Raw genomic sequence first — 26,204 nt, forward strand, 5'->3', positions numbered from 1 at the left:
GAATTTACGAGCGCTGCGCACTCGATCGCTGGCAAGCCAGCTCCCACAGGGTCAGCATGTGGGAGCCGGACTTGCCGGCGATGGGCTGCAAGGCAGCCCCGGGAGCGTCAATCCTTGACCAGTGCCCGCAACGCCGCCTTCGCCTGTGGCGTTTGCAGCCGTTCGATAAACAGCAGGCCTTCACGCTGAACAGTGTCGGCCAGTTCCTGGCGATGGGCATCCTTGAGCAGGCGCTTGCTGATGCGCAGCGCATCCTGGGGCAGGGCCTGTAACCGTGCCGCCAGCTTGCGCGCCGCCGCCAGGCACTGTTCGCCATCTTCATGCAGCTCATTGGCCAGGCCCCATTCGACGGCCTGTTCGCCTGTGAGCAGTTCATTGCACAGCAACAAGCGCGCCGCCCGGGCATGGCCGAGCAGGCTTGGCAATAGCAGGCTGGAGCCAAACTCCGGGCATACCCCCAGCGGCACGAACGGCATGCGCAGTTTAGTGCACCGGCTGACCAGTACCTGGTCGCAGTGCAGCAGCAAGGTGGCGCCGATGCCGATGGCGGCGCCGGCAACCGCTGCGATCAGCGGCTTGTCCAGTGCCAGCACCACGCGCATCAGGCGAAACACCGGGCTGTCCATGTCGCTGGGTGGGTTGTCGAGGAAGTCCTTGAGGTCGTTGCCGGCGCTGAAGCATTGCACGCCGCCGGTCAGGAGGATGACCTCGACCTGAGCATCCTCCTGGGCCGCCAGCAATAGCTCGCCCAGCTGGCTGTACATGGCGTTGTTCAACGCATTGAGCTTGTCCGGGCGGTTGAAGGTCAGGGTCAGCAGGCCCTGGTGCAGTTCGCGGGTGATCAGTTCGTTCATGGCGTGCCTGTGTTGTTGTAGGTATCAGAACGTCGGCGGGGTGATCACCCAGATCACCACCGCATCCACTTCGCCGGGGTTGCCGTAACGGTGCGGCTCCTGGCTGGAAAAACTGAAGCTGTCGCCTTCGCCGAGCTGAAAATAGCGCTCGCCAACCCACAGCTCGAAACTGCCGGACAGCAGGTAGCCGGCTTCTTCGCCGTCATGGCTGTAGCTTTGCTGGCTGTAGGTGCCCGGCGGGAAGCGCGAGTGGAGGATTTCCAGCTGGCGGTTGGGTTGCGGGGTCAGTAACTGGTCGACGATGCCGTCTTCGTAGTGCACGCTCAGGCGGCTGTGCTTGCGCACCACGTAGCCGTTGTCCTCCGGAGCGGTGCTGGCCTCGCTGGCGAAAAACCACTGGATGGTCACGCCCAGGCTGCGGGCGATGTTGAACAGCGCCGGGATCGACGGGTAGGAGAGGTTGCGCTCCAGCTGGCTGATGTAGCCGGCGGTCAGCTCGCTCTGCTCGGCAAGCTCGGCCAGGGTCATGCCGCGGCGCTTGCGCAGGCCGCGGATACGGGTGCCGAGAAAATGCGCGGTGCTGGTGCCTTCCTGGCTGGCGGCGGGCGGCGTCTTGCTGCTGTTGCTCATGGCGTGCTCCGAACCGCACTGTCAAAGCCCCGGAGTATAAACAGGCTTACAGGCTCCAGGCGACCTTCAAACCGTCGTAGACGGCTTCTTCCACCGTGCGCGGGGCCAGGCAGTCGCCGATGCGTTTTACCTCGACCAGGCCGTGCAGCTCGGCGGCCAGGCTATCGACCGGCTGATGGCCCTGGCACAGCACCAGGGTGTCGATGTCTTCGAAGATCATCGGCTCGCCGCTGGCGGTGTGTTGCAGGTACACGGTGGTGTCGTCGCAGCCGTACAGGCGCGCATAGGGGGTGATCGGGATACCCAGCTTGTGCAGTTCGCCGGCCATCTGGTCGCGCACGTACAGCGGCAGGCTTTCGCCGCAGTGGGTGCCATTGACCGCCAGTTGCACCTGGTGGCCTTCACGCACCAGGCGCTCGGCGATGCCCGGGCCGATCCAGTCGCAGCGCCAGTCGACCACCAGCACCGAGCGCCCGGGCCGGGCCTCGCCACGCAGGATCTGCCAGGCATCGAGCACCTGCAGTTCGCCACCGCGCTCGAAGGCCGGCCAGTAGGGTTCGGCGCCGGTGGCGACGATCACCAGGTCGGGCTGTTCGCGTTCGACCAGGGCGCGATCCACGCGCGTGTTGCGCACCACCTTGACCCCGGCCAGCTGCATCTCCCGTTGCAGGTTGGTGCTGGCGCCGCCGAATTCGGCCCGGCGCGGCAGCAATTGCGCGAGCAGCACCTGGCCGCCCAGCTGTGTGCTGGCTTCGTACAAAGTCACGTCGTGGCCGCGCGCTGCCGCCACTGCCGCCGCCTTCATGCCGGCCGGGCCGCCACCGGCGATCATGATGCGCTTGCGCACAACTGCCGGCTGCAAGCTGCCGAACTGCTGCTCACGCCCGGTTTCCGGATGCTGGATGCACGAGATCGGCAGGCCCTTGTGAAAGTGGCCGATGCAGGCCTGGTTGCAGGCGATGCAGGCGCGTACATCTTCGACGCGCTCAGTGCGGGTCTTGTTGGGCATTTGCGGGTCGCAGATCAGCGCGCGGGTCATGCCGCAGACATCGGCCTGGCCACGGGCGAGGATCAGTTCGGCTTCCTGGGGCTGGTTGATGCGCCCGGTAACGAACAGCGGAATGCTCAGTTGCGCCTTGAAGGTCCCGGCCTCGCGCGCCAGGTACGCCGCCTCGATAGCCATGGGCGGGACGATGTGCACGGCGCCGCCGAGCGAGGCCGAGGTGCCGGCGACGATATGCACGTAGTCCAGTTCTGCTTGAAGCAGCTTCACCGCCGCCAGCGATTCATCCTCGGTCAGGCCCTCGGCGTCGCGCTCATCGGCGCTGATGCGCAGGCCGATGATGAAGTCGTCTGCCGTCGCCGCCCGCACTGCGGCGATTACTTCACGGACAAAGCGCAGGCGTTGCTGCAGCTCACCGTTGTAGCCATCGCTGCGGCGGTTGACCCGTGGGTTGATGAACTGCGCCGGCAGGTAGCCGTGGCTGGCCACCACCTCGACGCCATCGATGCCGGCCTGGTGCAGGCGCCGGGCAGCAGCGGCATAGCCAGCAATGATCTCGTCGATCATGGCCTGGTCCAGCGCCCGTGGCATCACCCGAAAACGCTCGTTGGGCACCGCCGAGGCCGAGTAGGCCACGGCCAGCAAGCCGTCGCTGGACTCCATGATTTCCCGCCCGGGGTGGAAGATCTGCGACAGCACCACGGTGCCGTGGGCATGGCAGGTCTCGGCCAGCTGGCGGTAGCCGTCGATGCAGGCATCGTCGGTGGCCATCAGCACGTGCGAGGTGTAGCGCGCACTGTCGTGCACCCCGGCCACCTGCAGTACGATCAGGCCGACGCCGCCGGCGGCACGGGCCTGGTGGTAGGCAATCAGGCGCTCGTTGACCAGGTTGTCGGTGGGCATCGAGGTGTCGTGGCCGCTGGACATGATGCGGTTCTTCAGGCGTTTGCCACGGATGTGCAGCGGTTCGAACAGGTGCGCGAAGGTCGACATGCGGGTCAGGCTCCAGCGGGGTGTTGTTATTATTTTTCTATAGAAGTGTACCGCCAGTAAAAAATCAACTTGTTTTTTTACTGGCCTTTGACTAGTTTGCACATCACCCCGGGTCCTGGGGCACACCTCACAACAACAAGAAAACGGGCCACGCATCACGTGGTACCGGCAAGAGGAAGCATTGATGAAATCGAACCTGCTCAAGCTCTCTCCCTGGTTGCTTGCCCTTGCAGTCGGCGGCGCCCAGGCAGCACCGGACATGGTCGTGGTCGCCTATGGCGGCGCCGGCCAGAAAGCCCAGGATGCGGCGATCTTCAAGCCTTTCAGTGCCCAGGACGGCAGCACGTTGATCCAGAGTGAATACAACGGCGAAATGGCCCGGATCAAGGTCATGGTCGATACCGGCAACGTCGACTGGGACCTGGTGCAGATCGAAGGCCCGGACCTGATGCGCGGCTGCGACGAGGGCATGTACGAGCGCCTCGACTGGACCCAGCTCGGGCGTGCCGAGCAACTGATACCCGACGCCGCCCAGGAGTGCGGCTCGGCGGTGCTGGTGTGGAGCGTGGCGATTGCCTACGACCGCAACAAGCTGGCCCAGGCGCCGGCCTCGTGGGCGGATTTCTGGGACGTCAAGAAAATCCCCGGCAAGCGCGGCCTGCGCAAGCGTGCGGTGTACAACCTGGAGTTCGCGCTGATGGCCGACGGGGTCAAGGTCGAGGACGTCTACAAGGTCCTGGCCACCCCCGAGGGTGTCGACCGCGCCTTCAACAAGCTCAGCGAGCTCAAGCCCTATATCCAGTGGTGGGAAGCCGGCGCGCAACCGGCGCAGTGGCTGAGCGCCGGCGACGTGGTCATGACCTCGACCTACAGCGGTCGGGTCGCCGTCGCCGCCCAGGAGGGCAGCCCGCTGGCCCTGGTGTGGCCGGGCAGCCTGTACGGCATGGACTACTGGGCGATCATCAAGGGCTCCAGGCATGTCGACCAGGCCAAGCGCCTGATCGCCTTCGCCAACCAGCCCGACACCCAGGTGCGCTACGTCAAGCAAATCCCCTACGGGCCGACCAACACCCAGGCTGCCGCCGAGCTTGATCCGAAGCTGGCGAGCTGGGTGCCGACGTCCAGGCAGAACCTTGAGGGCGCACTGTCGATGAACGTCGAGTTCTGGGTCGATCACGGCGATGAGCTGGAAGAGCGCTTCAACGCCTGGGCCAGTCGCTAACCCCTGTGGCTGGACATCGTACGGTGTCCAGCCCTATTGTCTGGCCAGTTTTTCGCCTGAGGACAACAATAATGACCGAGACCGAAATCCGCCTGCGCCAGGAACTGGCCGCCTGCTATCGATTGATCGCGCACTTTCGCATGACCGATCTGATCTTCACCCATATCTCGGTGCGCATTCCCGGCCCCGAGCATCATTTTCTGATCAACCCCTATGGTTTGATGTTCGATGAAATCAGCGCCTCTAACCTGGTCAAGATCGACCTGGCGGGCAGGGCGGTGGAGGCTTCGCCGTACCCGGTGAACCCGGCCGGTTTTGTCATTCACAGTGCCATCCACGGTGCCCGCGAAGACGCCCAGTGCGTGCTGCACACTCACACCAAGGCTGGCTGCGCGCTGGCGGCGCTCAAGTGCGGGTTGCTGGCGGTCAACCAGATTTCCATGGAATTCCACGGCAAGGTTGCCTACCACGACTACGAAGGCATCGCCCTGGACATGGCCGAACAAGCGCGCCTGGTCGATGACCTGGGTGACAAGGCGGTGCTGATTTTGCGCAACCATGGCTTGCTCAGTGTCGGGCGCAGTGTCAGCGAGGCGTTCCTGCGCATGTACTACCTGGAAAAAGCCTGCGAGATCCAGCTCACGGCGATGGCGGCCGGCGAGCTGGTGCTGCCGTCGGAAGAAGTCTGTGCCCACACCGAACGCCAGTTCAACGAACCGGCGCGGCCGCTGAAGGAAGGTGAGCTAAGCGATCCGGACGGCATGCAACTGGCCTGGTCGGCATTGCTGCGTCTGCTCGATCGGGTGGCGCCGGGCTATCGCGACTGATCAGCAGTTGTTGTACAGTCGTTCAATACGCAATCCTGTGAGAGCGGGCCTTGCCCCGCGATCTGCTGCGAAGCAGCAGTAAAACCTGTCGACACGGTGCAAACAGACACACCGCATTGGCCGCTTTTACGACCGCTTCGCGCTCGATCGCGGGGCAAGGCCCGCTCCCACCGGGTTCCTGCAACTCACTCTGTTCGAGAAACCCTATGTCTCAGGAAGCCCGTTACAGCCGTATGGTCCCGGAGTTGCGCAAGGCCAACCTGGTCGAAGCGACCCTGGTGTGCCTGAAACGCCACGGCTTCCAGGGCGCCTCGATCCGCAAGATCTCCGCCGAGGCCGGCGTCTCGGTGGGGTTGATCAGCCATCACTATTCGGGCAAGGACGAACTGGTCGCCGAGGCCTACATGGCGGTCACCGGCCGGGTCATGGGGCTGATCCGCGAAGCCATGGCCCAGGCCGCGCCCAATGCCCGCGAACGGCTGTCGGCGTTCTTTCGCGCCTCGTTCTGCGCCGAATTGCTCGACCCGCAACTGCTCGATGCCTGGCTGGCGTTCTGGGGCGCGGTGAAAACCGCCGAGGCGATCAACCAGGTGCACGATCATTCCTACGGCGAGTACCGCAACGAACTGGGCCGGCTGCTGGCGGACATGGCCACAGAGGAGGGCTGGCAGGCGTTCAACGCCGACCTCGCGGCCATCAGCCTGAGCGCCTTGCTCGACGGCCTGTGGCTGGAATCGGGGCTCAACCCCGGGACCTTCACCCCGGAGCAGGGCGTGCAGATCTGCGAGGCCTGGGTCGATGGTTTGCAAGCCGGTGGGCGCCGGCGCTTCACCCTGATCGAGGGCTGTTGATCGGTCGTTCAGTAATGGGTACGCTGCTGTCGTGAGTCATACAACAATTCCTATAAGAGACAACACGCAATGACGCCTCGGGTACTGGTCGTCGATGACGATCCGCTGATTCGCGACTTGCTGCACGCCTACCTGTCCCAGGAAGGCTACGACGTGCACTGCGCCGCCACGGCGGAGCAGGCCGAGCATTTTCTTGGCGAGCAGGCCGTCGACCTGGTCATGCTCGACATCCGTCTGCCGGGCAAGGATGGCCTGACCCTGACCCGCGAACTGCGGGTGCGCTCGGAAGTCGGCATCATCCTCATCACTGGCCGCAACGACGACATCGACCGCATCGTTGGCCTGGAATGCGGCGCCGACGACTACGTGATCAAACCGCTGAACCCGCGCGAGCTGGTGTCGCGGGCCAAGAACCTGGTGCGCCGGGTGCGCCATGCCCAGGCCGGCAAGCCGCCCAGTGGCGCCAATCATCCGCTCAAGCAGTTTGCCGACTGGGCCCTGGACACCGACCGCCGGCGCCTGATCGACCCCCAGGGCGGCGAAACCCTGCTGACCCATGGCGAGTTCCAGCTGCTCAGCGTGTTCCTGCGCAACAGCGGCCATACCCTGAGCCGCGACCAGTTGATGGACCAGATCCGCAACCGCGAATGGGTGCCCAACGACCGTTCCATCGATGTGCTGGTCGGCCGCTTGCGGCGCAAGCTGCACGATGACCCGGCCGAACCGCAGCTGATCATCACCATTCACGGCGCCGGTTACCTGTTTACCGCCAGCGTGGCGGCCTGAGCGCATGTGGCGGCTGTTCTGGCTCGCCCTGCTGGTGCTCGGCGCCCAGGCCCAGGGCGCCGAGCGCATCCGCTATTGCGACTACCCGGTGTACCCGCCGGTCTCCTGGAGTGACGGCAAGCAGGTGCGCGGCCTGGCGCCGACCGTGGTACGCCAGTTGTTCGCGCGCCTGGGCTATGAGGTGGAGATCGTCGTGCTCGGCAACTGGAAGCGCTGCCTGCTCGATGCCGCCGAAGGCCGGGTCGACGTGGTGTTGGCCTACAACAGCGACCAGCGCGACCAGGGCATGCGTTTTTCCACGGTGCCAGTGCTGCGCGAAGAGGTGGCGGTGTTTTTCAACCGCCAGCGGCCGGTGAAATTCGAGCGCCTTGAGGACCTTGCCAGCTACCGCGGCGGGCTGTTGTTCGGCGAAAGCTACGGCCCTGACTTCGACCGCTTCGTCGCCCGCCACCAGAACATCGAGTGGGTCTCCGACAGCCAGCAGAATTTCGGCAAGCTGATTCGCGGGCGCATCGATTTCGTCATCCAGGAGCGGCGCACCGGCCAGTTGTTCGTCGAACACCTGCCTGGCGCCCAGGACATCCAGGCCTTGCCCACCGCGCTGAGCGTCGACTACCTGCGGGTGGCGGTGTCGCGTCATTCACCCTTGAGCCAGCACATGGCGCAAATCGATGAGCAGTTGCAGCGCATGACCGACAACGGTGAGATCCAGCGCTGGCTGGAACAAAGCGAAGTCACCTACCGCGACATGGTCAACCTGCCGGCGGACGCCCGTTGATGCGCCTGCAACCCGGTGGCCTGCTGCGGCGCCTGCTGCTGTTCATCCTGTTGTTCAGCCTGTGCTTTACCGTGCTGGCCAGCACCGTGCAGTTGTATTTCGAGTACCGCCGCGAGATGCGCGACATCGATTCGCGCATGGCGCTGATTCGCGCCGGCTACCTGGCAAGCCTTGAGCGCAGCCTCTGGGACCTCAACCAGGAGCAACTGAACGTGCAATTGCGCGGCCTGGTGGACTTTTCCGATGTGGCGCGGGTGCGCCTGAGCAGCGCTGATTTCGACTTGCTGCAGGGCGAGGCCGCGCCGCAAGGGCCGCTGCGCATCGAGCGTTTCGCCCTCGACTACCAGCCGCCGTCAGGGCCGCCACGCCATTTGGGCGAGCTGGAAGTCAGCATCGACCTGGGCGCGGTGCACCGGCGCCTGTTCGCCACCGGGCTGACCAGCCTGTTGTGGATGAGCGTGTTCCTCTGCGGCCTGGCCGTGGCCCTGTCGGGGTTGTTCTACCGCCTGGTCACCCGCCACCTGCAGGTGATGGCCGAGTTTGCCCGCCGTATAGGCGCCGGCGATTTGCAGGAGCCGCTGCGCCTGGACAAGCGGCGCTCCAGCCGCGAAGACGAAATCGATACCGTGGCCCACGCCCTGGACGACATGCGGCGCAATATTCTCAGCGATATCGATCGCCGTGAAATCGACCGCCTGGCCCTGCAGGACAAACGCGACGAACTGCAGAAGATGGTCGAACGGCGCACCGCCAGCCTGATGCATGCCAAGGAGGAGGCCGAGGCGGCGAACCTGGCCAAGTCGCGCTTCCTGGCAACCATGAGCCATGAACTGCGCACCCCGCTCAACGGCATCCTCGGCATGGCCGAACTGCTGCGCGAAGCGCACCTCGACGCCCGTGACCGCAAGCGCCTGGATGCCCTGTACAAAGCCGGCGAAGGTTTGCTGACCATCCTTAACGAAGTGCTGTATTTCGCCCGCCTGGAAGAGGGCGAAAGCCACCCGGAGCCGGTGGATTTCTCCCTGCGCCAGTTGTGCGACGAGGTCATGACCCTGCTCGAGCCGCGAGCGCTGAACAACGATACGGTGCTGCGCTGTCGCATCGATAGCCAGTTGGCGCCTCGCCAGCACGGCGCCGAGCAGTTTTTGCGTCAGGTGCTTAGCAACTTGCTGGCCAACGCCATCAAGTTCACCGAGGCCGGCGAGGTGAGTGTCGATATCCAGGTGCTGGACCAGGCGCAAGGCCGCCAACAGTTGCGGGTCAGCGTGCGTGACAACGGCATCGGCATCGCTGCGCCAGTGCAGGGGCGGATTTTCGATCGCTTCGTCCAGGCCAGCGACGCCGTGGCCCGGCGGTACGGCGGCACCGGCCTGGGCCTGGCGATCTGCAAGCACCTGGTCGAGCTGCTCGGCGGGCGCATCGGCCTTGAAAGCGTCGAGGGCCAGGGCAGTTGTTTCTGGTTCGAGCTGCAGCTGCAAGCGGCGGCCGCCGAGGCCCCGGCGCTGCTGCCGGCAGCAGCGGTGCAGGCCCTGGATATTCTTGTGGTCGAAGACGTCGAGCTCAACCGTGAGGTGGTGCGCGGCCTGCTGCAGCGTGACGGCCACCGCTTGTGGATGGCCGAAGACGGTGAACAGGCGCTGGAGCTCTGCGCCCAGCGGCGCTTCGAACTGATCCTGCTCGATGTGCACCTGCCGGGTATCAGTGGCGTCGAGCTGTGCCGGCAGATCCGCCGCATTCCCGGGCCGAACCGCGCTTGCCGGATCCTGGCGCTGACCGCCAGCGTGCAACCGGCGCTGGTGCGCGGATTTCTTGCGGCGGGCATGCAGGGCATCCTCGCCAAGCCGCTGAAGCTCGACAGCCTGCGCCAGGCGCTGGCGCAACAGGGGGTGGTGGTCGAGGCGGCGACGGCCGGGCAGGGCATGGACTGGGCGCTGCTCGACACCCATCGCAGCCTGCTCGGCGAACAGAAAGTCCAGGGTTTGCTGACGGTGCTGCGCGATGCCCTCGAACAGCACCAAGGCGCGCTGGCCGAGGCGCTCAAGGCCGGTGACTGCACCGAGGTCGCACACCTGGCCCATCGCCTCGCCGGCAGCAGCGACTCCCTGGGTTTTAGCGGCCTGGCGACGGTACTGCGCGGGCTCGAGGCAGCAGCGCTGGGTAAGCACCAGGCGGCCCTGAATGCATTGCAAGCACCCCTGACCGAGCAGTTGCGCCTGGCCGCACAGACCCTCAAACAGTTGATCCAGAGCTGACGTACAAAAACCTTACGACTTTTTACATCTTCGATCTTCAGGTACAACGCCAGCTTACATCGCTTTCCAATAATCGACGGCAACCGCTGCACGCGGTCTTCGAAGCTTATTGGAGATAATAATAATGAACTGCCGTAAAGCTCAGCCGTCCTCGCACCATCGCCTGTCCCTCCCGCGCTTCAACCACTGTTGAGGTGCCGACATGACTGACTCTACTGACCGTAAAGGCATCCACCTGACCCGTGCGCTGAAAAGCCGGCACATCTTCATGCTGTCGCTGGGCGGGGTGATCGGTACCGGGCTGTTCATGGGCTCGGGGGTGACCATCAACCAGGGCGGGCCCATGGGCGCGATCCTCGCCTACCTGGTGGCCGGTTTTCTGATGTACCTGGTGATGGTCTGCCTGGGCGAGCTGTCGGTGCAGATGCCGGTGTCCGGCTCGTTCCAGACCCACGCGACCAAATTCATCGGCCCGGCCACCGGCTTCATGATCGGCTGGGTGTACTGGATGAGCTGGGCCACCACCGTCGGCCTTGAGTTCACCGCGGCCGGCATGCTGATGGTGCGCTGGTTCCCCGAGGTGCCGATCTGGTACTGGTCGGCGCTGTTCGTGGTGGTGCTGTTCGGCCTCAATGCCCTGGCCACCCGCGCTTTTGGCGAAGCCGAGTACTGGTTCTCGGGGATCAAGGTGGCGGCGATCCTCGGGTTTATCATCGTAGGCGTGCTGGTGATCTTCGGCGCGATCCCGCTGACCAGCGGCGAGCCGGCGCCGATGATGAACAACCTGATTGGCGACTCGATGTTCCCCAACGGCCTGTCGGCGGTGTTCGCAGTGATGATGACCGTGGTCTATGCCTTCCAGGGGTGCGAGATCATGGGCGTGGCCGCCGGTGAAACCGACCAGCCAGAAAAGAGCATCCCGCGGGCGGTGCGCAACGTGGTGTTCCGCGTACTGATCTTCTACGTGCTGGCCATCGTCGTGCTTTCGGCCATCGTGCCGTGGCAGCAGGCCGGGCTGATGGAGAGCCCGTTCGTGCAGGTGTTCGACATGGTCGGCATTCCCTACGCCGCCGACCTGATGAACTTCGTCATCCTTACCGCGATCCTGTCGGTGGGCAACTCCGGCCTGTATGCCTCGACGCGCATCCTCTGGGCCATGTCCAAGACCGGCATGGCGCCCAAGAGCCTGTCGCCCTTGAGCAAGCGCGGCGTGCCGCTGCGGGCCCTGAGCATCACCCTGTGCTTTGCCCTGGTGTCGCTGATGACCAGCTTCGTTGCCGCCGACACCTTGTTCATGGTGCTGATGGCGGTGAGCGGCATGTCCGGCACCGTGACCTGGATCGTCATTGCCCTGGCCCAGTACAAGTTCCGCCGTGCGTACCTGCGCGATGGCGGCAAGCTGGCCGACCTTAAGTACCGCGCGCCGCTGTTCCCGCTGGTGCCGCTGCTGTGCATCACCCTGTGCAGTTCGCTGTTCGTGTTCCTGGCCCTGGACGAAACCCAGCGGCCGTCGCTGTACTGGGGTTTTGGTTTCATCGCCGTGTGTTACGCGGCGTACTTCATCATCCACCGCAAGCGCCAGGCGGTGTTGGCGCCGTCGGTGTAAACCCATCGCGGGGCAAGCTAGGAGCGGCTTGCCCCGCGATAGGTTGTACAAAGTTGTAACAGGCGCGGCCATTACTTCTCAGTGTAAGTATTTAAATCTCATAAAAACAAGCAATTAGCTCTGTAACTTCATCTGTTACAGCAAGTTATCCAGCCGATTGTCTCCTTGTTGAACACTCGTTTAGTATGGCCTCACGTCATACCTCTCACGGCAACCACAATAATTCGAGGCCACCCATGACCCCTCCTGCGTCGCTGCTCAGCCAGGTCGAAGCCGGCATTGCCTGGATCACCCTCAACCGCCCCGACCAGCGCAACGCGCTGGACATCCCCAGCCTGAAAAACCTGCATGCCTTGCTCGACGCCCATAACGCCGACCCGGCCGTGCGTGTGGTGGTGCTGACCGGCACGGGTCGCAGCTTCTGCGCCGGCGCCGACCTTGCCGAATGGGCCGAGGCCGAATCCCGCGGCGCGCTGGAAAGCTACGGCTGGACCGAAACCGCCCATGCCCTGATGCAGCGCCTGCACAGCCTCGACAAGCCCACCATCGCCGCCATCAACGGCACCGCCGTCGGCGCCGGCATGGACCTGACCCTGTGCTGCGACCTGCGTATTGCAGCGGCCTCGGCGCGGTTCAAGGCTGGCTACACCAGCATGGCCTACAGCCCGGATGCCGGCGCCAGCTGGCACCTGCCACGGCTGATCGGCAGCGAACAGGCCAAGCGCCTGCTGTTTCTCGATGAGCTGTGGGGCGCCGAGCGGGCCCTGGCGGCCGGGCTGGTCGGCGAGGTGTGCGCCGATGAGCAGTTGCTGGCGGTGACCGCAGACCTTGCCGGGCGCCTGGCCAAGGGCCCGACCTTCGCCTTCGCCCAGACCAAGCAGCTGATCCGCGACGGCGCCCAGCGCACCCTGGGCGAGCAGCTACAGGCTGAGCTTGCCGCCGGGCTGCTGTGCGGGCGCAGCGCAGACGGCGCCGAAGCGTTGCGCGCCGCCGTCGAGAAGCGCACTGCTAATTTCGTTGGTAAATAAACACTTACAAGCACTTCTTCAGGATCGACTCATGAATTTCCAACTGACCCAAGAACAACAAATGTTGGTGGAAGCGGTACGCAGTTTTGTCGCCAAGGAGTTACTGCCCCATGAAGAGGCCGTCGACCGCGCCGACGAGGTCTCGCCAGAGCTTGCCGCGCAGATTCGCGGCAAGGCCATCGCCGCCGGCTTCTATGCCTTCAACATGCCCGAGGAAGTCGGCGGTGGCGGCCTCGACTACCTGTCCCAGGCGCTGATCGAACGCGAGCTGTCGAAGGTGTCGTGGGCCCTGCACGTGTTTGTCGCGCGGCCGTCGAAGATCCTCATGGCTTGCAAGGACGAACAGATCAACGATTACCTGCTGCCGTGCATCCAGGGCGAGAAGACCGACTGCTTTGCCCTCACCGAGCCTGGCGCCGGCTCCGATGCCAATGCGATCAAGACCCGCGCCGTGCGCGAGGGCGACAACTTTGTGCTCAACGGCAGCAAGCACTTTATCAGCCATGCCGGGCATGCCGATTTCGCCATTGTCTTTGCCGTCACCGACACCTACCAGCACAACGGCAAGACGCGCAATGCGGTGACCGCCTTCCTGGTCGACCGCGGCACCCCGGGCATGACCATCCGCCGCGGGCCTAAATGCGTGAGCAATCGCGGCTATCACACCTTCGAGCTGTTCTTCGATGACTGCAAGGTGCCGGCCAGCAAGGTGCTCGGTGAGGTCGGCAAGGGCTGGGAAGTGGCCAACGCCTGGCTGACCGCCGGGCGGGTGATGGTTGCCGCCAACTGTGTTGGCCAGGCCCAGCGCGCCCTGGATGTGTCGCTGCAATGGGCGGCCGACCGCAAGCAGTTCGGCCAGCCGATCGGCACCTACCAGGGCATTTCGTTCAAGCTCGCCGACATGGCCACGCAAATCCGCGCCGCTGAGCTATTGACCCTGCACACTGCCTGGAAAATGGACCAGGGCACGATGACCGACGGCGAGGCGGGCATGGCCAAGCTGTTTGCCAGTGAAGTGCTCGGCAAGGTCGCCGATGAGGCGGTGCAGATCTATGGCGGCATGGGCCTGATGGACGAAGGGCCGGTCGAGCGGATCTGGCGCAATGCGCGCATCGAGCGGGTCTGGGAGGGCACCTCGGAGATCCAGCGGCACATCATTTCCCGTGAACTGCTGCGCCCGCTGCTGCGCTGACCAGGAGCCTGCTCATGTTACGAGACAACCTCAAACGCCTGCTCGCCCCGCGCCACCTGGCCTTCGTCGGCGGGCGCAGCATGGCCCGGGCCTTCAAGCGCTGCGCCGAAGGCGGCTACCCAGGGCAGATGTGGCTGGTCAACCCGCAGCACGACAGCCTCGATGGCGTGCCGTGTGTGCGCAGCGTCGCCGAACTGCCCTGTGCGCCGGATGCGGTGTTCATCGCCACCAACCGCGAACTGACCCTGACCTGCGTGGCCGAGCTGGCCGCCAAGGGCGCCGGCGGGGCCATTTGCTACGCCTCGGGCTTTGCCGAAACCGGCGCCGAAGGCCTGGCCCTGCAACAGCAACTGCTCAAGGCCGCCGGCGACATGGCGCTGCTGGGCCCCAACTGCTATGGCTTGCTCGACTACCTGCACAGCTCGGCGCTGTGGCCGGTGGCCCATGGCGGCAAGGCGGTGGAGAAGGGCGTGGCGGTGCTGACCCAGAGCGGCAACTTTGCCTACAACCTGTCGATGAGCGACCGCTCGCTGCCGGTGGCCTACATGGCCTCGGTGGGCAACCAGGCGCAGATCGGTATCGCCGAACTGATGGACGCGCTGCTCGATGAGCCGCGGGTGACCGCCATCGGCCTGCACCTGGAAGGCCTGAAGAACGTGCCGGGCTTTGCCCGCGCCGCGCACAAGGCACTGGAAAAGGGCATCCCGATCATCGCCCTGAAAACCGGGGTGTCGCAGATCGGCGCGCAACTGGCGCTGAGCCACACCAGCTCGCTGTCCGGCTCCGATGCCTTGTACGACAGCCTGTTCGAGCGCCTCGGGGTGATCCGCGTCAGCGGCCCGGTGAGCTTTGTCGAAACCCTCAAGGCCGCCGCCTGCGGCCAGCTGCCCAAGGGCGGCAGGCTGATTGCCCTGGCCTGCTCCGGTGGTGACGCCGGGCTGATTGCCGACTATGCCGAACGCAACGCGCTGAGCCTGCCGAAGCTGGATGACGGCCAGGTCGGCGAGCTGGCCCAGGTGTTGCCAAGCTATGCCAACCTGGTCAACCCGCTGGACTTCACCACGGCGATTTGGGGCGACGCCTGCGCGCTTGAGCGCATGCTCGACAGTGCCCTGCGCACCGAGGCCGATGCGGCCATGCTGGTGCTCGACTACCCGGCCGAGTTCACCGGCGAGCGCAAGGAGTGCGACCTGCTGCTGGAGCTGTACTGCGCGGCGCTCAAACGCCACGGCAAGAGCGGTTTTGTCACCTCGGCCTTGCCCGAGCTGCTGCCGGCCGTTGCCCGCGAGCGCCTGCATGGCCACGGCATTGCCGCGCTGCAGGGCGTCGAGGATGGCCTGGCGGCCTGGGGGCGAATTGCCGCGTACCAGGCCAGGCGCCAGGTGCTGCTTGATCTGGGCGAGTCGGCATTGGCGCCGTTGTGCCCGCAGGCACTGCATGGCGAGGGCGAGCTGCTCACCGAGTGGCAGTCCAAGCAAGCCTTGCAGGCGTTCGGCCTGGCGGTGCCCAAGGGCGTGTTGAGCAGCCCTGAGCAAGCCCTCAAGGATGCTGAAACGGTCGGCTATCCCTTGGTGCTCAAAGCGGTCAGTGCGCAACTGCCGCACAAGACCGAAGCCGGTGCCGTTGCTCTCAACCTGCGTGACCCGCAGGCCCTGGGCGCGGCCCTGGAACAGATGCGTACGCGGATCGCGGCCTATGCGCCGGGTGTAGTGTTCGACCAGGTGCTGCTCGAACCCATGGCCAGCGCGCCGCTGGCCGAGCTGATCGTCGGCATCAAGCGCGAGAACGACTTCGGCCTGGCGCTGGTGATCGGCGCGGGCGGCATCCTCGTCGAGTTGCTCAAGGACAGCACCAGCCTGCTGCTGCCGACCACCGACGGCGCCATCCGCAAGGCCGTGCTCGGCCTGCGCAGCGCCGCCTTGCTCCAGGGCTTTCGCGGCCGTGAAGCGGCCGACCTCGAGGCGCTGGTGGCGGCGATTCGTGCGGTGGCCGACTACGCCTGTGAGAACGCCGCGCAATTGCTCGAACTGGATGTCAACCCATTAATGGTCGGTGCCCAGGGCACCACCGCGGTCGATGCGTTGATTCGCCTCGGCCAGGTGTAAGGAGATGAACATGCACAACAGCCCATTGACCGGTGGCCAGGCCCTGGTGCGCCTGTTGGCCAACTACGGCGTCGATACCGTGTTCGGCATTCCCGGGGTACACACCCTGGAGCTCTACCGCGGCCTGCCCGGCAGCGGCATCCGCCACGTGCTGACCCGCCACGAGCAGGGCGCAGGCTTCATGGCCGACGGTTATGCGCGGGTCAGCGGCAAGCCGGGGGTGTGTTTCGTCATCACCGGCCCCGGGGTTACCAACGCCGCCACCGCCATCGGCCAGGCGTACGCCGATTCGATTCCGATGCTGGTGATTTCCAGCGTCAACCATACCGCGAGCCTCGGCAAAGGCTGGGGTTGCCTGCACGAAACCCAGGACCAGCGCGCCATGACCGCGCCGATCACAGCGTTTTCTGCGGTGGCCCTGAGCGCCGAGGACCTGCCCGAGCTGATCGCCCGGGCTTACGCAGTGTTCGACAGCGAACGCCCGCGCCCGGTGCATATTTCGGTGCCGCTGGATGTGCTGGCCGCACCGGTCGCCCGCGACTGGAGCAATGAAGTGGTGCGCCGCCCGGGCCGGGGCGTGCCGGCCAGCAGCGCGCTGGATCAGGCCGCAGGCAAATTGGCTGGCGCAAAACGGCCGATGATCATCGCCGGTGGCGGTGCCCTGGCCGCGGCCCAGGAGCTGCAACAACTGAGCACCCGCCTGGCCGCGCCGCTGTTCACCAGCGTTGCCGGCAAAGGCCTGCTGCCACCCGATGCGCCGCTCAATGCCGGCTCATCGTTGTGCGTGGAGCCAGGCTGGCAACTGATCGCCGAGGCCGATGTGATCCTTGCGGTCGGCACCGAAATGGCCGACACCGACTTCTGGCGTGAACGGTTGCAACTCAATGGCGAGTTGCTGCGGGTGGATATCGATCCGCGCAAGTTCAACGACTTCTACCCCTGTGCGGTGGCCTTGCAGGGCGATGCCCGGCAGACCGTCGCGGCGTTGCTCGAACGTTTGCCGCCAGCACCGCGTGATGCCGCTGCCGCCAGTGCTGCGGTCGCCAGCCTGCGCCAGGCGGTCAAGGCCAGCCATGGCCCGCTGCAGGCAATCCACCAGGCAATCCTGGACCGGGTTGCCGCAGCGCTTCCGGCCAACGCCTTTATCAGCACCGACATGACCCAGCTGGCCTACACCGGCAACTATGTCTATGCCAGCCGCGCGCCCCGTAGCTGGCTGCACCCCACCGGCTACGGCACCCTCGGTTACGGCTTGCCTGCCGGTATCGGCGCCATGTTCGCCACGGCTGACCGCCCGGGCCTGGTGCTGGTCGGTGATGGCGGGTTCCTCTACACCGCCCAGGAACTGGCCACTGCGGTCGAAGAACTGGAGCGCCCGCTGGTGGTCCTGCTGTGGAACAACGATGCCCTGGGGCAGATTCGCGACGACATGCTCGGCCTGGATATCGAGCCGATCGGCGTGCTGCCGCGCAACCCGGACTTCATCGGCCTGGCCCGGGCCTTTGGCTGCAACGTGGCGCAGCCACACAGCCTGGATGACCTGCAACGGGAACTGCGCAGCGGCTTTGCCCGCAATGGCGTGACCCTGATCGAGCTCAAGCACGCCTGCGCGCGCTGAGCCTACACCGTATTTTTGGGAGACTGCCATGCGTTTTTCCGCTCTGACCCAACGTATCGCCGGTGACGGCGCCGCTGCCTGGGAGATTCACTACCGCGCCCTTGAGCTGCTGGAAAAAGGCCAGGACGTGTTGCTGCTGTCGGTCGGCGACCCGGATTTCGACACCCCGGCGCCGATCGTTGAGGCCGCCATCGACAGCCTGCGCAGCGGCCACACCCATTACTCCGATGTGCGCGGCAAACTGGCCCTGCGCCAGGCCATTGCCCGCCGCCATCAGCAACGCAGCGGCCAGCCGACCGGCGCCGATCAGGTAACCGTACTGGCCGGCGCTCAGTGCGCGCTGTTCTGCGTGGCCCAGTGCCTGCTCAACCCCGGTGATGAGGTGATTGTCGCCGAGCCGATGTATGTCACCTACGAAGCGGTGTTCGGCGCCTGTGGCGCCACGGTGATCCCGGTGCCGGTGCGCCCGGAGAACGGCTTTCGGGTCCAGGCTGAAGATGTCGCCGCGCGCATCACCCCCAAGACCCGCGCCCTGGCTCTCAACAGCCCGCACAACCCCTCCGGCGCCAGCCTGCCGCGCAGCACCTGGGAGGCCCTGGCCGAATTGTGCATGGCCCATGACCTGTGGCTGATTTCCGATGAGGTCTACAGCGAGCTGCTGTACGACGGCGAGCACATCAGCCCCGGCAGCCTGCCGGGCATGGCCGAGCGCACCGCAACCTTGAACAGCTTGTCCAAGTCCCATGCCATGACTGGCTGGCGGGTGGGCTGGGTGGTCGGCTCGCAGGCTTTGGCCACGCACCTGGAAAACCTCGCACTGTGCATGCTCTACGGCTCGCCGGACTTCATCCAGGACGCCGCCGTGGTGGCTCTGGAGCAACAACTGCCGGAGCTTGCGGCCATGCGCGAAGCCTACCGCCAGCGCCGTGACCTGGTCTGCGAGTGCCTGGCCGATTGCCCGGGCCTGCGTGCGCTCAAGCCTGATGGCGGCATGTTCGTGATGGTCGATATCCGCGAAACCGGCCTTAGCGCCCAGGCGTTCTCCTATCGCCTGCTCGATCACCATGGCGTCTCGGTACTTGCCGGCGAAGCCTTCGGCCCCAGCGCCGCCGGGCATATCCGCCTGGGCCTGGTGCTCGGCGCCGAACCGCTGCGCGAGGCCTGCCAGCGTATTGCCCGCTGCGCCGCCGAACTGATGGAGGGCAAGACCCATGCGTGACTATTCGCGGCTGTTTATCGATGGCAGCTGGCAACTGCCGTCGGGGCAGGGCCTGGCGGAGGTGATCAACCCGGCCACCGAAGCCGTGGCCGGCAGGGTGCCGCTGGGCGACGAGCACGACGTCAACCGCGCGGTGGCAGCAGCGCGCCATGCCTTTGGCAGTTGGTCGCAAACCCCGTCCAGCGTGCGCGCAGGTTTCATCCTCGCCCTGGCCGAGCAGCTCAAGGCCCGCGCCGATGAGATGGCCGCCGTGATCACCAGCGAGCTGGGCATGCCGGTGCAATGGTGCCGGGCGGTGCAGGTCGACGGGCCGATTGTCGGCCTTGAGCAGTACATCGAACTGGCCGGGCTGATGGATGAGGTGCGCGAGGTCGGCAACTCGCTGGTGGTGCGCGAGGCCGTCGGTGTGTGCGCCTTCATCAACCCCTGGAACTACCCGCTGCACCAGTTGATCGGCAAGCTCGCCCCGGCCCTGGCCGCCGGTTGCACGGTGGTGCTCAAGCCGAGCCAGGAAACCCCGCTGCATGCCTTTTTGCTGGCCGAGATGATCGATGCCATCGGCTTGCCGGCCGGGGTCTTCAACCTGGTCAGCGGCCCCGGCGCCAAGGTCGGCGAGGCGCTGGCCCGCCACCCGCAAGTCGACATGGTGTCGTTCACCGGCTCTACCGGCGCCGGTGTGCGCGTGGCCCAGGCCGCGGCGCCGTCGGTCAAGCGCGTGTGCCTGGAGCTGGGCGGCAAGTCGCCGTTGTTGATCACCGCCGACGCCGACCTTGAAGCCGCGGTGCGCTATGGCGTGCAGGACGTGATGATCAACTCCGGGCAGACCTGCACGGCGCTGACGCGCATGCTGTTGCCGGCCAGCCGTTATGAAGAAGCCCTGGCAATCGCCGTGGATGAAACCCGCAGCCTGGTCATGGGCGACCCGCAAGACCCCGGCAGCTTCCTCGGCCCGATGTGTTCGGCAGCGCAGCGGCGCACCGTGCTGGACTACATCCGCATCGGCCAGGAGGAGGGCGCACGGCTGCTGTGTGGCGGCGACACGGCGCCAGGTTTCGAGCGTGGCTTCTACGTGGCGCCAACGCTGTTCGCTGACGTCGACAACCGCATGCGTATCGCCCAGGAAGAGATCTTCGGCCCGGTGCTGTGCCTGATCCCCTATGCCGATGAGGCGCAAGCGCTGGCCATCGCCAACGATTCGCCCTTTGGTTTGTCCAGCGCAGTGTGGGCGGCCGACCGCGAGCGGGCCCTGCACCTGGGCCGGCAACTGCGCGCCGGGCAGTGCTTCATCAATGGCGCGGCGTTCAACTACCAGGCGCCGTTCGGCGGCTACAAGACCTCGGGCAATGGCCGCGAATGGGGCGAGGAGGGCCTGGCCGAGTTCGTTGAAGTCAAGGCGATCCAGTGCTGATGCGCTCTGTGTTTTTGTCCCAACCATTTAAGGACCCCTTATGAATGTACTGATCGTTCACGCTCACCCCGAGCCGCAATCCTTCACTGCCGCCCTGCGCGACCAGGCCGTTGCAACCTTCACCGCCCAGGGTCACCAGGTGCAGGTCAGCGACCTGTATGCGATGAACTGGAACCCGGTGGCCAGCGCCGCTGACTTCGTCAGCCGCGAGAACCCCGATTACCTGGTGTATGCCCTGGAGCAGCGCCTGGGAGTCAAAAGTCAGTCGATTGCCGCCGACATCCAGCAGGAGCTCGACAAGCTGCTGTGGGCGGACCTTGTGGTGCTGAATTTCCCGATCTTCTGGTTCTCGGCACCGGCCATGCTCAAGGGCTGGATCGACCGTGTGCTGGTGTCCGGGGTGTGCTACGGCGGCAAGCGCTTTTATGACCAGGGCGGGCTGGCGGGCAAGAAGGCGCTGGTCACCGTGACCCTCGGCGGGCGCGAGCACATGTTCGGCGAAGGGGCGATTCACGGGCCGCTGGAGGACATGCTGCGACCGATCCTGCGCGGCACCCTGGCCTACGTCGGCTTCGAGGTGCTGGAGCCGTTCGTGGCCTGGCACGTGCCGTATATCAGCGACGAGGCGCGCAAGGACTTTTTGCGCAGCTATCAGCAGCGCCTGGAGCATCTGTCCGATGACCAGCCGCTGGTGTTTCCGCGCCTGGCGCAGTTTGATGAGGCGTTGTATCCGTTGGCTTGACCCGCGATAAAAACGACACCTACCCATTCGGGGTATGGTCGCCATCACCGGCTCCCGCGATAGTAACTCCGTCGGCTCACACCGAGCAGATCTGGTGACACGACGGAGTGGCTATGCGAAAGACACTGAAGGTGATTTCCAGTCTGTTGCTCGCGCCCCTGGCAGCGGCGGCCCTTGCCGCCGACGACGGGGCGGGCAACACACTCAGGCTGTACAACTGGACGGACTACATCGGCGAAACGACCCTCGCCGACTTTGAACAAGCCACCGGCATCAAGGTCATCTACGACACCTTCGACGGCTACGAAACGGTGCAGACCAAACTGCTGACCGGGCGCTCGGGCTACGACCTGGTGGTGCTCAACGCCTCCCTGGTGCCGCCGCTGATCAAGGCCCGGGTATTCCAGCCGCTGGACAAAAAGCAGCTGCCCAGCTGGAACAACCTCGACCCGCAGGTGCTCAGCACCCTGCAAGGCTACGACCCGGGCCTTGCGTATTCGGCACCCTACACCTGGGGCAGCTCGGGGGTGACCTACAACGTCGACAAGATCAAGGCACGCATGCCCGATGCGCCCATCGGCTCGCTGGCCATGCTGTTCGACCCGAAGATCGTCTCGCGCTTCGCCGACTGCGGCGTGACCTTGATGGATGCACCCAGCGAAGTCATCCCGCTGGCCCTCAAGTACCTGGGGCGCGACCCCAACAGCGCCAGCGCCGATGACCTCAAGGCGGCCCAGCAGTTGCTGCTCGGCGTGCGGCCGTTCATCAACAAATTCGACTCGGTCAACTACCTGACCAGCCTGCCCAACGGTGATACCTGCCTGGCATTGACCTGGTCCGGCGACTACGCCACCGCCCAGGCGCGGGCCGAGGAGGCGAAGAACAACATCAAGCTGTCGTTCTTCATCCCGCAGGAAGGCTCGCTGATCTGGTTCGACAACCTTTACCTGCCCAGCGACGCGCCGCACCCGGCCAACGCCCACCGTTTCATCGAATTCCTCCTGCAGCCGCAGAACATCGCCAAGGTCAGCAACTACATCCACTACGCCAACAGCAACGCCGCTGCCACGCCCTTGGTGCAGGCCGAGATTCGCGACGACCCGGCGATCTACCCGGACGCCGCCACCCGCCAGCGCCTGTTCGCGCAGAAAACCCAGAGCGGCAAGGACATGCGCGCCATCACCCGGGTCTGGAGCACGGTCAAGAGCGGTAGCTGACATTTCAATTTCCCTTCGCCAAGGACACTGCCATGGCCACGCCAAACCAAGCCTTGCCAACAAATGCTGCCAACGATGCCCTGGTGGCCGCCGACAAAGCCCACTACATGCACGGATACCACGTGTTCGACGAGCATGCCGAGCAAGGCGCGCTGAACATCGTCGAAGGCGAGGGCGCCTATATCTACGACACCGAGGGCAACCGCTTTCTCGACGCTGTCGGCGGCATGTGGTGCACCAACATCGGCCTGGGCCGCGAAGAGATGGCCCTGGTCATCGCCGACCAGGTACGCCAGCTGGCCTATTCCAACCCGTTTTCGGACATGGCCAACAACGTCGCCATCGAGCTTTGCGCAAAACTGGCCAGCCTGGCCCCGGGCGATCTCGATCACGTGTTCCTCACCACTGGCGGCTCGACCGCGGTCGATACCGCCTACCGGCTGATCCAGTACTACCAGAACTGCCGTGGCAAGCCGGATAAAAAGCACGTGATCGCCCGCTACAACGCCTACCACGGCTCGACCTGCCTGACCATGTCGATCGGCAACAAGGCCGCCGACCGCGTGCCCGAGTTCGACTATGCCAACGAGCTGATCCACCACGTCTCCAACCCCAATCCGTACCGGGCGCCGGATGACATGGACGAAGCAGAGTTTCTCGACTTTCTGGTGGCCGAGTTCGAAGACAAGATCCTCTCGCTCGGCGCCGACAACGTCGCGGCGTTCTTTGCCGAGCCGATCATGGGCTCGGGCGGGGTGATCATCCCGCCCAAGGACTACTTCCTGCGCATGTGGCAGGTGTGCCAGACCTACGACATCCTCTTCGTGGCCGACGAGGTGGTGACCTCATTTGGCCGCCTGGGCAAATTCTTCGCCAGCGAGGCGCTGTTCGGCGTGCAGCCGGACATCATCACCACCGCCAAGGGCCTGACTTCGGCGTACCTGCCGCTGGGCGCGTGCATCTTCTCGGCGCGCATCTGGAAGGTCATCGCCGAGCCGGGCAAGGGCCGCTGCTTCACCCATGGCTTTACCTACAGCGGCCATCCGGTGTGCTGCACGGCGGCGCTGAAGAACATCGAAATCATCGAGCGCGAGCAGCTTCTGGCCCATGTCGATGAGGTGGGTGGTTATCTGGAGCAGCGTCTGCAGAGCCTGGCCGGGCTGCCGCTGGTCGGCGAGGTGCGCTGCATGAAGCTGATGGCCTGCGTCGAGTTCGTCGCCGACAAGCGCACCAAGGCACTGTTTGCCGATGAGGTGAACATCGGCGAGCGCATCCACCGCCGGGCCCAGGCCAAAGGCTTGCTGGTGCGGCCGATCATGCACCTGAACGTGATGTCGCCGCCGCTGATCATCACCCGCGCGCAGGTCGACGAGATCGTTGAAACCCTGCGCCAGTGCATCATCGAAACCGCTGAAGAACTGCGCCGCGAAGGGTTGTACGCGGGTGCATGACAAGCGCTTGCGGGAGCCGGCCTTGCCGGCGATGGGCTGCATCGCAGCCCCCCGGCGGGTTAGACTGCCGGGCATGACCCGAGCCACTGCCGACACCCCGATCTGCCTGTCGTTCTCAGCCCTGCAGCAATGGCATGCGGCGCTGCAGCATGCCATTGCCCGCAGCGGCGAGGCCGACGCCCTGGCAAGCCTCGCCGCCGCCCTGAGCCAACTGGTGGCGGTCGAGTCGATGATGATCAGCCTCGAGCGCCAAGGCCAGCCACCGCAACTGTTGTACCAGCAGGGCATCCCCGAGCGTCACCGCGACGCCATCCTCAACCGTTACTTCAGTGCCGGCTACCTGCTCGACCCGTTCTGCCTGGCGGTAGAAAAAGGCCTGGCCCAGGGTTTTTACCACCTGCAGGACATCGCCCCGGACCACTTCTTCGACAGCGACTACTACAAGACCTACTACCTGGGCACCGGCTGCAGCGAAGACAGCTACTACATCGTCGACATCGACCCGCACAGCAAAATATCCCTGAGCCTGTTCCAGGGCTGTGGCGGCAGCAGCCTGAGCGTCGAGCAACTGCACGTGTTGCAGGCGGTCGAGCCGATGGTCCGCGAACTGATCCGCCGCTTTGCCCAGCATGGCCTTGAGCCCGGCAGTGAAGCGGCCAGCCAGGGCAGCGTCCAGGCCGCCTTCGACAGCTTCGGCTGCAACAAACTGACCGAGCGCGAACGGCAGGTGGCGCAGATGATCCTGCGCGGCCACTCGGTGAAGTCCACCGCCGGCGAAATGGGCATATCGCCAGAAACCGTGCGCATGCACCGCAAGAACCTCTATCTGAAGCTTGAGATCAACTCCCAGTCCGAGCTGTTCGCGCGTTTTATCGACTGGCTGCGCCTAGGCTGAGGCTGTCTCACGCCGCGGCCCTGATCGCCAAAACATTGCACAAGCGCTGTTCCAGCACATGCTCGGTGGTGCTACCGGTCAAGCGTTCGAGCAGTTTGCGCGGGTGGTTGCCCATCACCAGCACGTCGGCGCGGCTGTGGGCGATGAACTCGGCGATGCTGCGGGTGATCGGCGCCGACAAAAAGTGCTGGCGCTCAACCGATACGCCATGGCGCGCGGCCATTTGCTCGAAAGCCTTGTGGATCGACTTGCGCACGTCACTGCCAAAGCCCGGCATGGTCACGGTGCCGGCGCCGAAGTCGGCCATGTGGGTGTGGGTGCTGTCGCACACGTGCAACAGGTGCAGCTCGGCGTTGCACTGGCGGGCGAGGTCCGCCGCGGCGTCGATCACGCTTTCGTTGAGATCGTCATGCGGGTGTTCGGGGTGGGTCGGGTCGACAGCGGCAATCACGATGCGCGGCAGCGGGCAATGCACGTCGGTTACCAGGTGCACCGGGCACGGGCATTCGCGCAGCAGTTGCCAGTCCAGCGGCGCGACCACCAGGCGCTTGAGCAGCGGCTCGTGCTGCACGTCCTTGATCAGCAGGTCCGGGTCGATCTCGGTGACCTGGGTCAAGGCTGCTTGAAGCACGTCACGGGCCAGGATCACTTCGGTACTGACGCGAATGCCGTTTTCGTGTAGCAAGGTCGCTTCATCGGCCAGCCACTGGCGGTTGTCCTGCAGCAGGGTATCGAGGCGGTGTTCGTCACCGCTCATCAGCCCGAGGGTATCGATTTCGTCGACAAAGGCGCAGATATGCAAGGTGGCGCCGGTGGCGTGGGCCAGGGCAGCGGCGCGCTCCAGCGCCGGGGTGTGGCGCAGGTCGGAACCTTCCATCAGGAACAGGCGTTGGTACGGGCTCATGGGGCACCTCCGGTAGCGTTGTGTTGCCAGCCCCCCGGTGCTTGAAGTCTAGTCCATGACAGCCCCGGCGCCGCTCAGCGCAGTGCCGGGCAGCGATTGGCGCCGCCGCTGGCCGCCTGGCTGACCAGTTCGGTGAAGCGCTTGAGGTTCTGCTGGTGGGCCAGCACCAGCGCGTCGATGCTGGCGCCTGCCTGCGTCTGGATCACGCTGCGGCAGTTAAGCGTAGCGCCGCCGTTGCCGGCCCGCAGACGCCAGCGGGCATCGAACAGGGCGTATTGCCCAGGCACCGAATCAAAGCGCTGGACTTCCACGCGCAGGCCCAGGCGTGGCTGAGCGCTGCTGCTGGCGAACTGGTTGACCAGGGCGTTGCGCAGCTCGTCGGCGAGGCTTGCGCCCCACCATTCGGTCTCGAGGATCGCCAGGCTGCTGTTGCCCTGGCGAATCACCACCTGCGGGCGATCGACCTGCGGCGGCACACTGACCTGTTCCAGTAGCACATCGGCACTGCTGGCCGCGGCCGGCTGTTGCGGGATCAGCGTGTGGTAGTGGATCGGGTCGCTGCGGCAAGCGGCCAGCAGCAAGGCCAGGCTCAACACGGCAATCTTGAAGGCATGCGCCATGGG

At 65.2% G+C, this 26,204-nt stretch carries 22 protein-coding genes; 17 read left to right on the forward strand and 5 right to left on the reverse strand.

Features of this window, described 5'->3' with window-relative positions; genetic code table 11:
* Positions 1-107: 107 nt before the first annotated feature.
* The 3 genes from UB48_RS16070 to UB48_RS16080 are packed head-to-tail and all read right to left on the reverse strand — an operon-like array spanning position 108 to position 3,480.
* Entirely contained in the window at positions 108-854 is a 747-nt protein-coding gene (locus UB48_RS16070; RefSeq protein ID WP_045198791.1) for an enoyl-CoA hydratase-related protein, read from the reverse strand.
* A gap of 24 nt (positions 855-878) precedes the next feature.
* Positions 879-1,484 (reverse strand): helix-turn-helix domain-containing protein, encoded by a 606-nt coding sequence (locus UB48_RS16075; RefSeq protein WP_045198793.1) that lies wholly within the window; start codon positions 1,482-1,484, stop codon positions 879-881.
* A 46-nt stretch (positions 1,485-1,530) separates the two neighbouring features.
* Positions 1,531-3,480, reverse strand: a complete 1,950-nt coding sequence (locus tag UB48_RS16080; protein WP_045198794.1) for an FAD-dependent oxidoreductase — start codon at positions 3,478-3,480, stop codon at positions 1,531-1,533.
* Between the two features lie 184 nt (positions 3,481-3,664).
* On the opposite strand from UB48_RS16080, the gene UB48_RS16085 reads away from it, so the two are divergent.
* The 17 genes from UB48_RS16085 (at position 3,665) to UB48_RS16165 (ending at position 24,677) form a co-directional block, all read left to right on the forward strand.
* A complete protein-coding gene (locus UB48_RS16085) occupies positions 3,665-4,702 on the forward strand; it encodes an ABC transporter substrate-binding protein (RefSeq protein ID WP_045198796.1) in 1,038 nt (345 codons plus the stop codon).
* 71 nt (positions 4,703-4,773) lie between these two features.
* Positions 4,774-5,529, forward strand: coding sequence for a class II aldolase/adducin family protein (locus tag UB48_RS16090; RefSeq protein ID WP_045198799.1), 756 nt, complete (start codon positions 4,774-4,776; stop codon positions 5,527-5,529).
* Between the two features lie 206 nt (positions 5,530-5,735).
* On the forward strand, positions 5,736-6,380 hold the full coding sequence (locus UB48_RS16095) for a TetR family transcriptional regulator C-terminal domain-containing protein (RefSeq protein ID WP_045198801.1): 645 nt from the start codon (positions 5,736-5,738) through the stop codon (positions 6,378-6,380).
* 69 nt (positions 6,381-6,449) lie between these two features.
* Entirely contained in the window at positions 6,450-7,166 is a 717-nt protein-coding gene (locus tag UB48_RS16100; protein ID WP_045198803.1) for a response regulator, read from the forward strand.
* A 4-nt stretch (positions 7,167-7,170) separates the two neighbouring features.
* Entirely contained in the window at positions 7,171-7,944 is a 774-nt protein-coding gene (locus tag UB48_RS16105) for an ABC transporter substrate-binding protein (RefSeq protein WP_045198805.1), read from the forward strand.
* Positions 7,941-10,196 carry a hybrid sensor histidine kinase/response regulator gene (locus tag UB48_RS16110; protein ID WP_045198806.1) on the forward strand — a complete coding sequence of 752 codons (2,256 nt, stop codon included), beginning with the start codon at positions 7,941-7,943 and terminating at the stop codon, positions 10,194-10,196. Before UB48_RS16105 ends, UB48_RS16110 begins: the two co-directional genes overlap by 4 nt.
* Before the next feature lie 202 nt (positions 10,197-10,398).
* Positions 10,399-11,802 (forward strand): amino acid permease, encoded by a 1,404-nt coding sequence (locus UB48_RS16115; RefSeq protein ID WP_045198808.1) that lies wholly within the window; start codon positions 10,399-10,401, stop codon positions 11,800-11,802.
* A 236-nt stretch (positions 11,803-12,038) separates the two neighbouring features.
* Entirely contained in the window at positions 12,039-12,830 is a 792-nt protein-coding gene (locus tag UB48_RS16120; RefSeq protein ID WP_045198810.1) for an enoyl-CoA hydratase/isomerase family protein, read from the forward strand.
* A 31-nt stretch (positions 12,831-12,861) separates the two neighbouring features.
* The gene (locus UB48_RS16125) at positions 12,862-14,022 is read left to right on the forward strand and encodes an acyl-CoA dehydrogenase family protein (RefSeq protein ID WP_045198812.1); all 1,161 of its coding nucleotides are present in this window, start codon (positions 12,862-12,864) and stop codon (positions 14,020-14,022) included.
* A 14-nt stretch (positions 14,023-14,036) separates the two neighbouring features.
* Positions 14,037-16,127: an acetate--CoA ligase family protein gene (locus UB48_RS16130; RefSeq protein WP_045198813.1), complete on the forward strand. Its 2,091-nt coding sequence runs from the start codon at positions 14,037-14,039 to the stop codon at positions 16,125-16,127.
* 10 nt (positions 16,128-16,137) lie between these two features.
* Positions 16,138-17,745, forward strand: a complete 1,608-nt coding sequence (locus tag UB48_RS16135) for a 5-guanidino-2-oxopentanoate decarboxylase (protein ID WP_045198815.1) — start codon at positions 16,138-16,140, stop codon at positions 17,743-17,745.
* A gap of 28 nt (positions 17,746-17,773) precedes the next feature.
* Complete coding sequence (locus tag UB48_RS16140) at positions 17,774-18,964, forward strand: pyridoxal phosphate-dependent aminotransferase (protein WP_045198817.1); 1,191 nt, start codon at positions 17,774-17,776, stop codon at positions 18,962-18,964.
* A complete protein-coding gene (locus UB48_RS16145) occupies positions 18,957-20,372 on the forward strand; it encodes an aldehyde dehydrogenase family protein (RefSeq protein ID WP_045198819.1) in 1,416 nt (471 codons plus the stop codon). Before UB48_RS16140 ends, UB48_RS16145 begins: the two co-directional genes overlap by 8 nt.
* A gap of 40 nt (positions 20,373-20,412) precedes the next feature.
* On the forward strand, positions 20,413-21,114 hold the full coding sequence (locus UB48_RS16150) for an NAD(P)H-dependent oxidoreductase (protein WP_045198821.1): 702 nt from the start codon (positions 20,413-20,415) through the stop codon (positions 21,112-21,114).
* A gap of 113 nt (positions 21,115-21,227) precedes the next feature.
* Positions 21,228-22,331, forward strand: a complete 1,104-nt coding sequence (locus tag UB48_RS16155; RefSeq protein ID WP_045198823.1) for a polyamine ABC transporter substrate-binding protein — start codon at positions 21,228-21,230, stop codon at positions 22,329-22,331.
* Positions 22,332-22,363: 32 nt separating this feature from the next.
* Entirely contained in the window at positions 22,364-23,782 is a 1,419-nt protein-coding gene (locus UB48_RS16160) for an aminotransferase (RefSeq protein WP_045198825.1), read from the forward strand.
* Positions 23,783-23,855: 73 nt separating this feature from the next.
* Positions 23,856-24,677, forward strand: a complete 822-nt coding sequence (locus tag UB48_RS16165) for a helix-turn-helix transcriptional regulator (protein WP_045198827.1) — start codon at positions 23,856-23,858, stop codon at positions 24,675-24,677.
* A gap of 7 nt (positions 24,678-24,684) precedes the next feature.
* Here the strand turns inward: UB48_RS16165 and UB48_RS16170 are convergent, their stop codons facing one another.
* Both UB48_RS16170 and UB48_RS16175 read right to left on the reverse strand, forming a co-directional pair.
* A complete protein-coding gene (locus UB48_RS16170; protein ID WP_045198828.1) occupies positions 24,685-25,581 on the reverse strand; it encodes a universal stress protein in 897 nt (298 codons plus the stop codon).
* Positions 25,582-25,655: 74 nt separating this feature from the next.
* The gene (locus tag UB48_RS16175) at positions 25,656-26,201 is read right to left on the reverse strand and encodes a PqiC family protein (protein WP_045198831.1); all 546 of its coding nucleotides are present in this window, start codon (positions 26,199-26,201) and stop codon (positions 25,656-25,658) included.
* Positions 26,202-26,204: the final 3 nt, after the last annotated feature.

Origin of the sequence: Pseudomonas sp. 2(2015), assembly GCF_000955865.1 — a bacterium.
Classification (GTDB): Bacteria; Pseudomonadota; Gammaproteobacteria; order Pseudomonadales; family Pseudomonadaceae; genus Aquipseudomonas.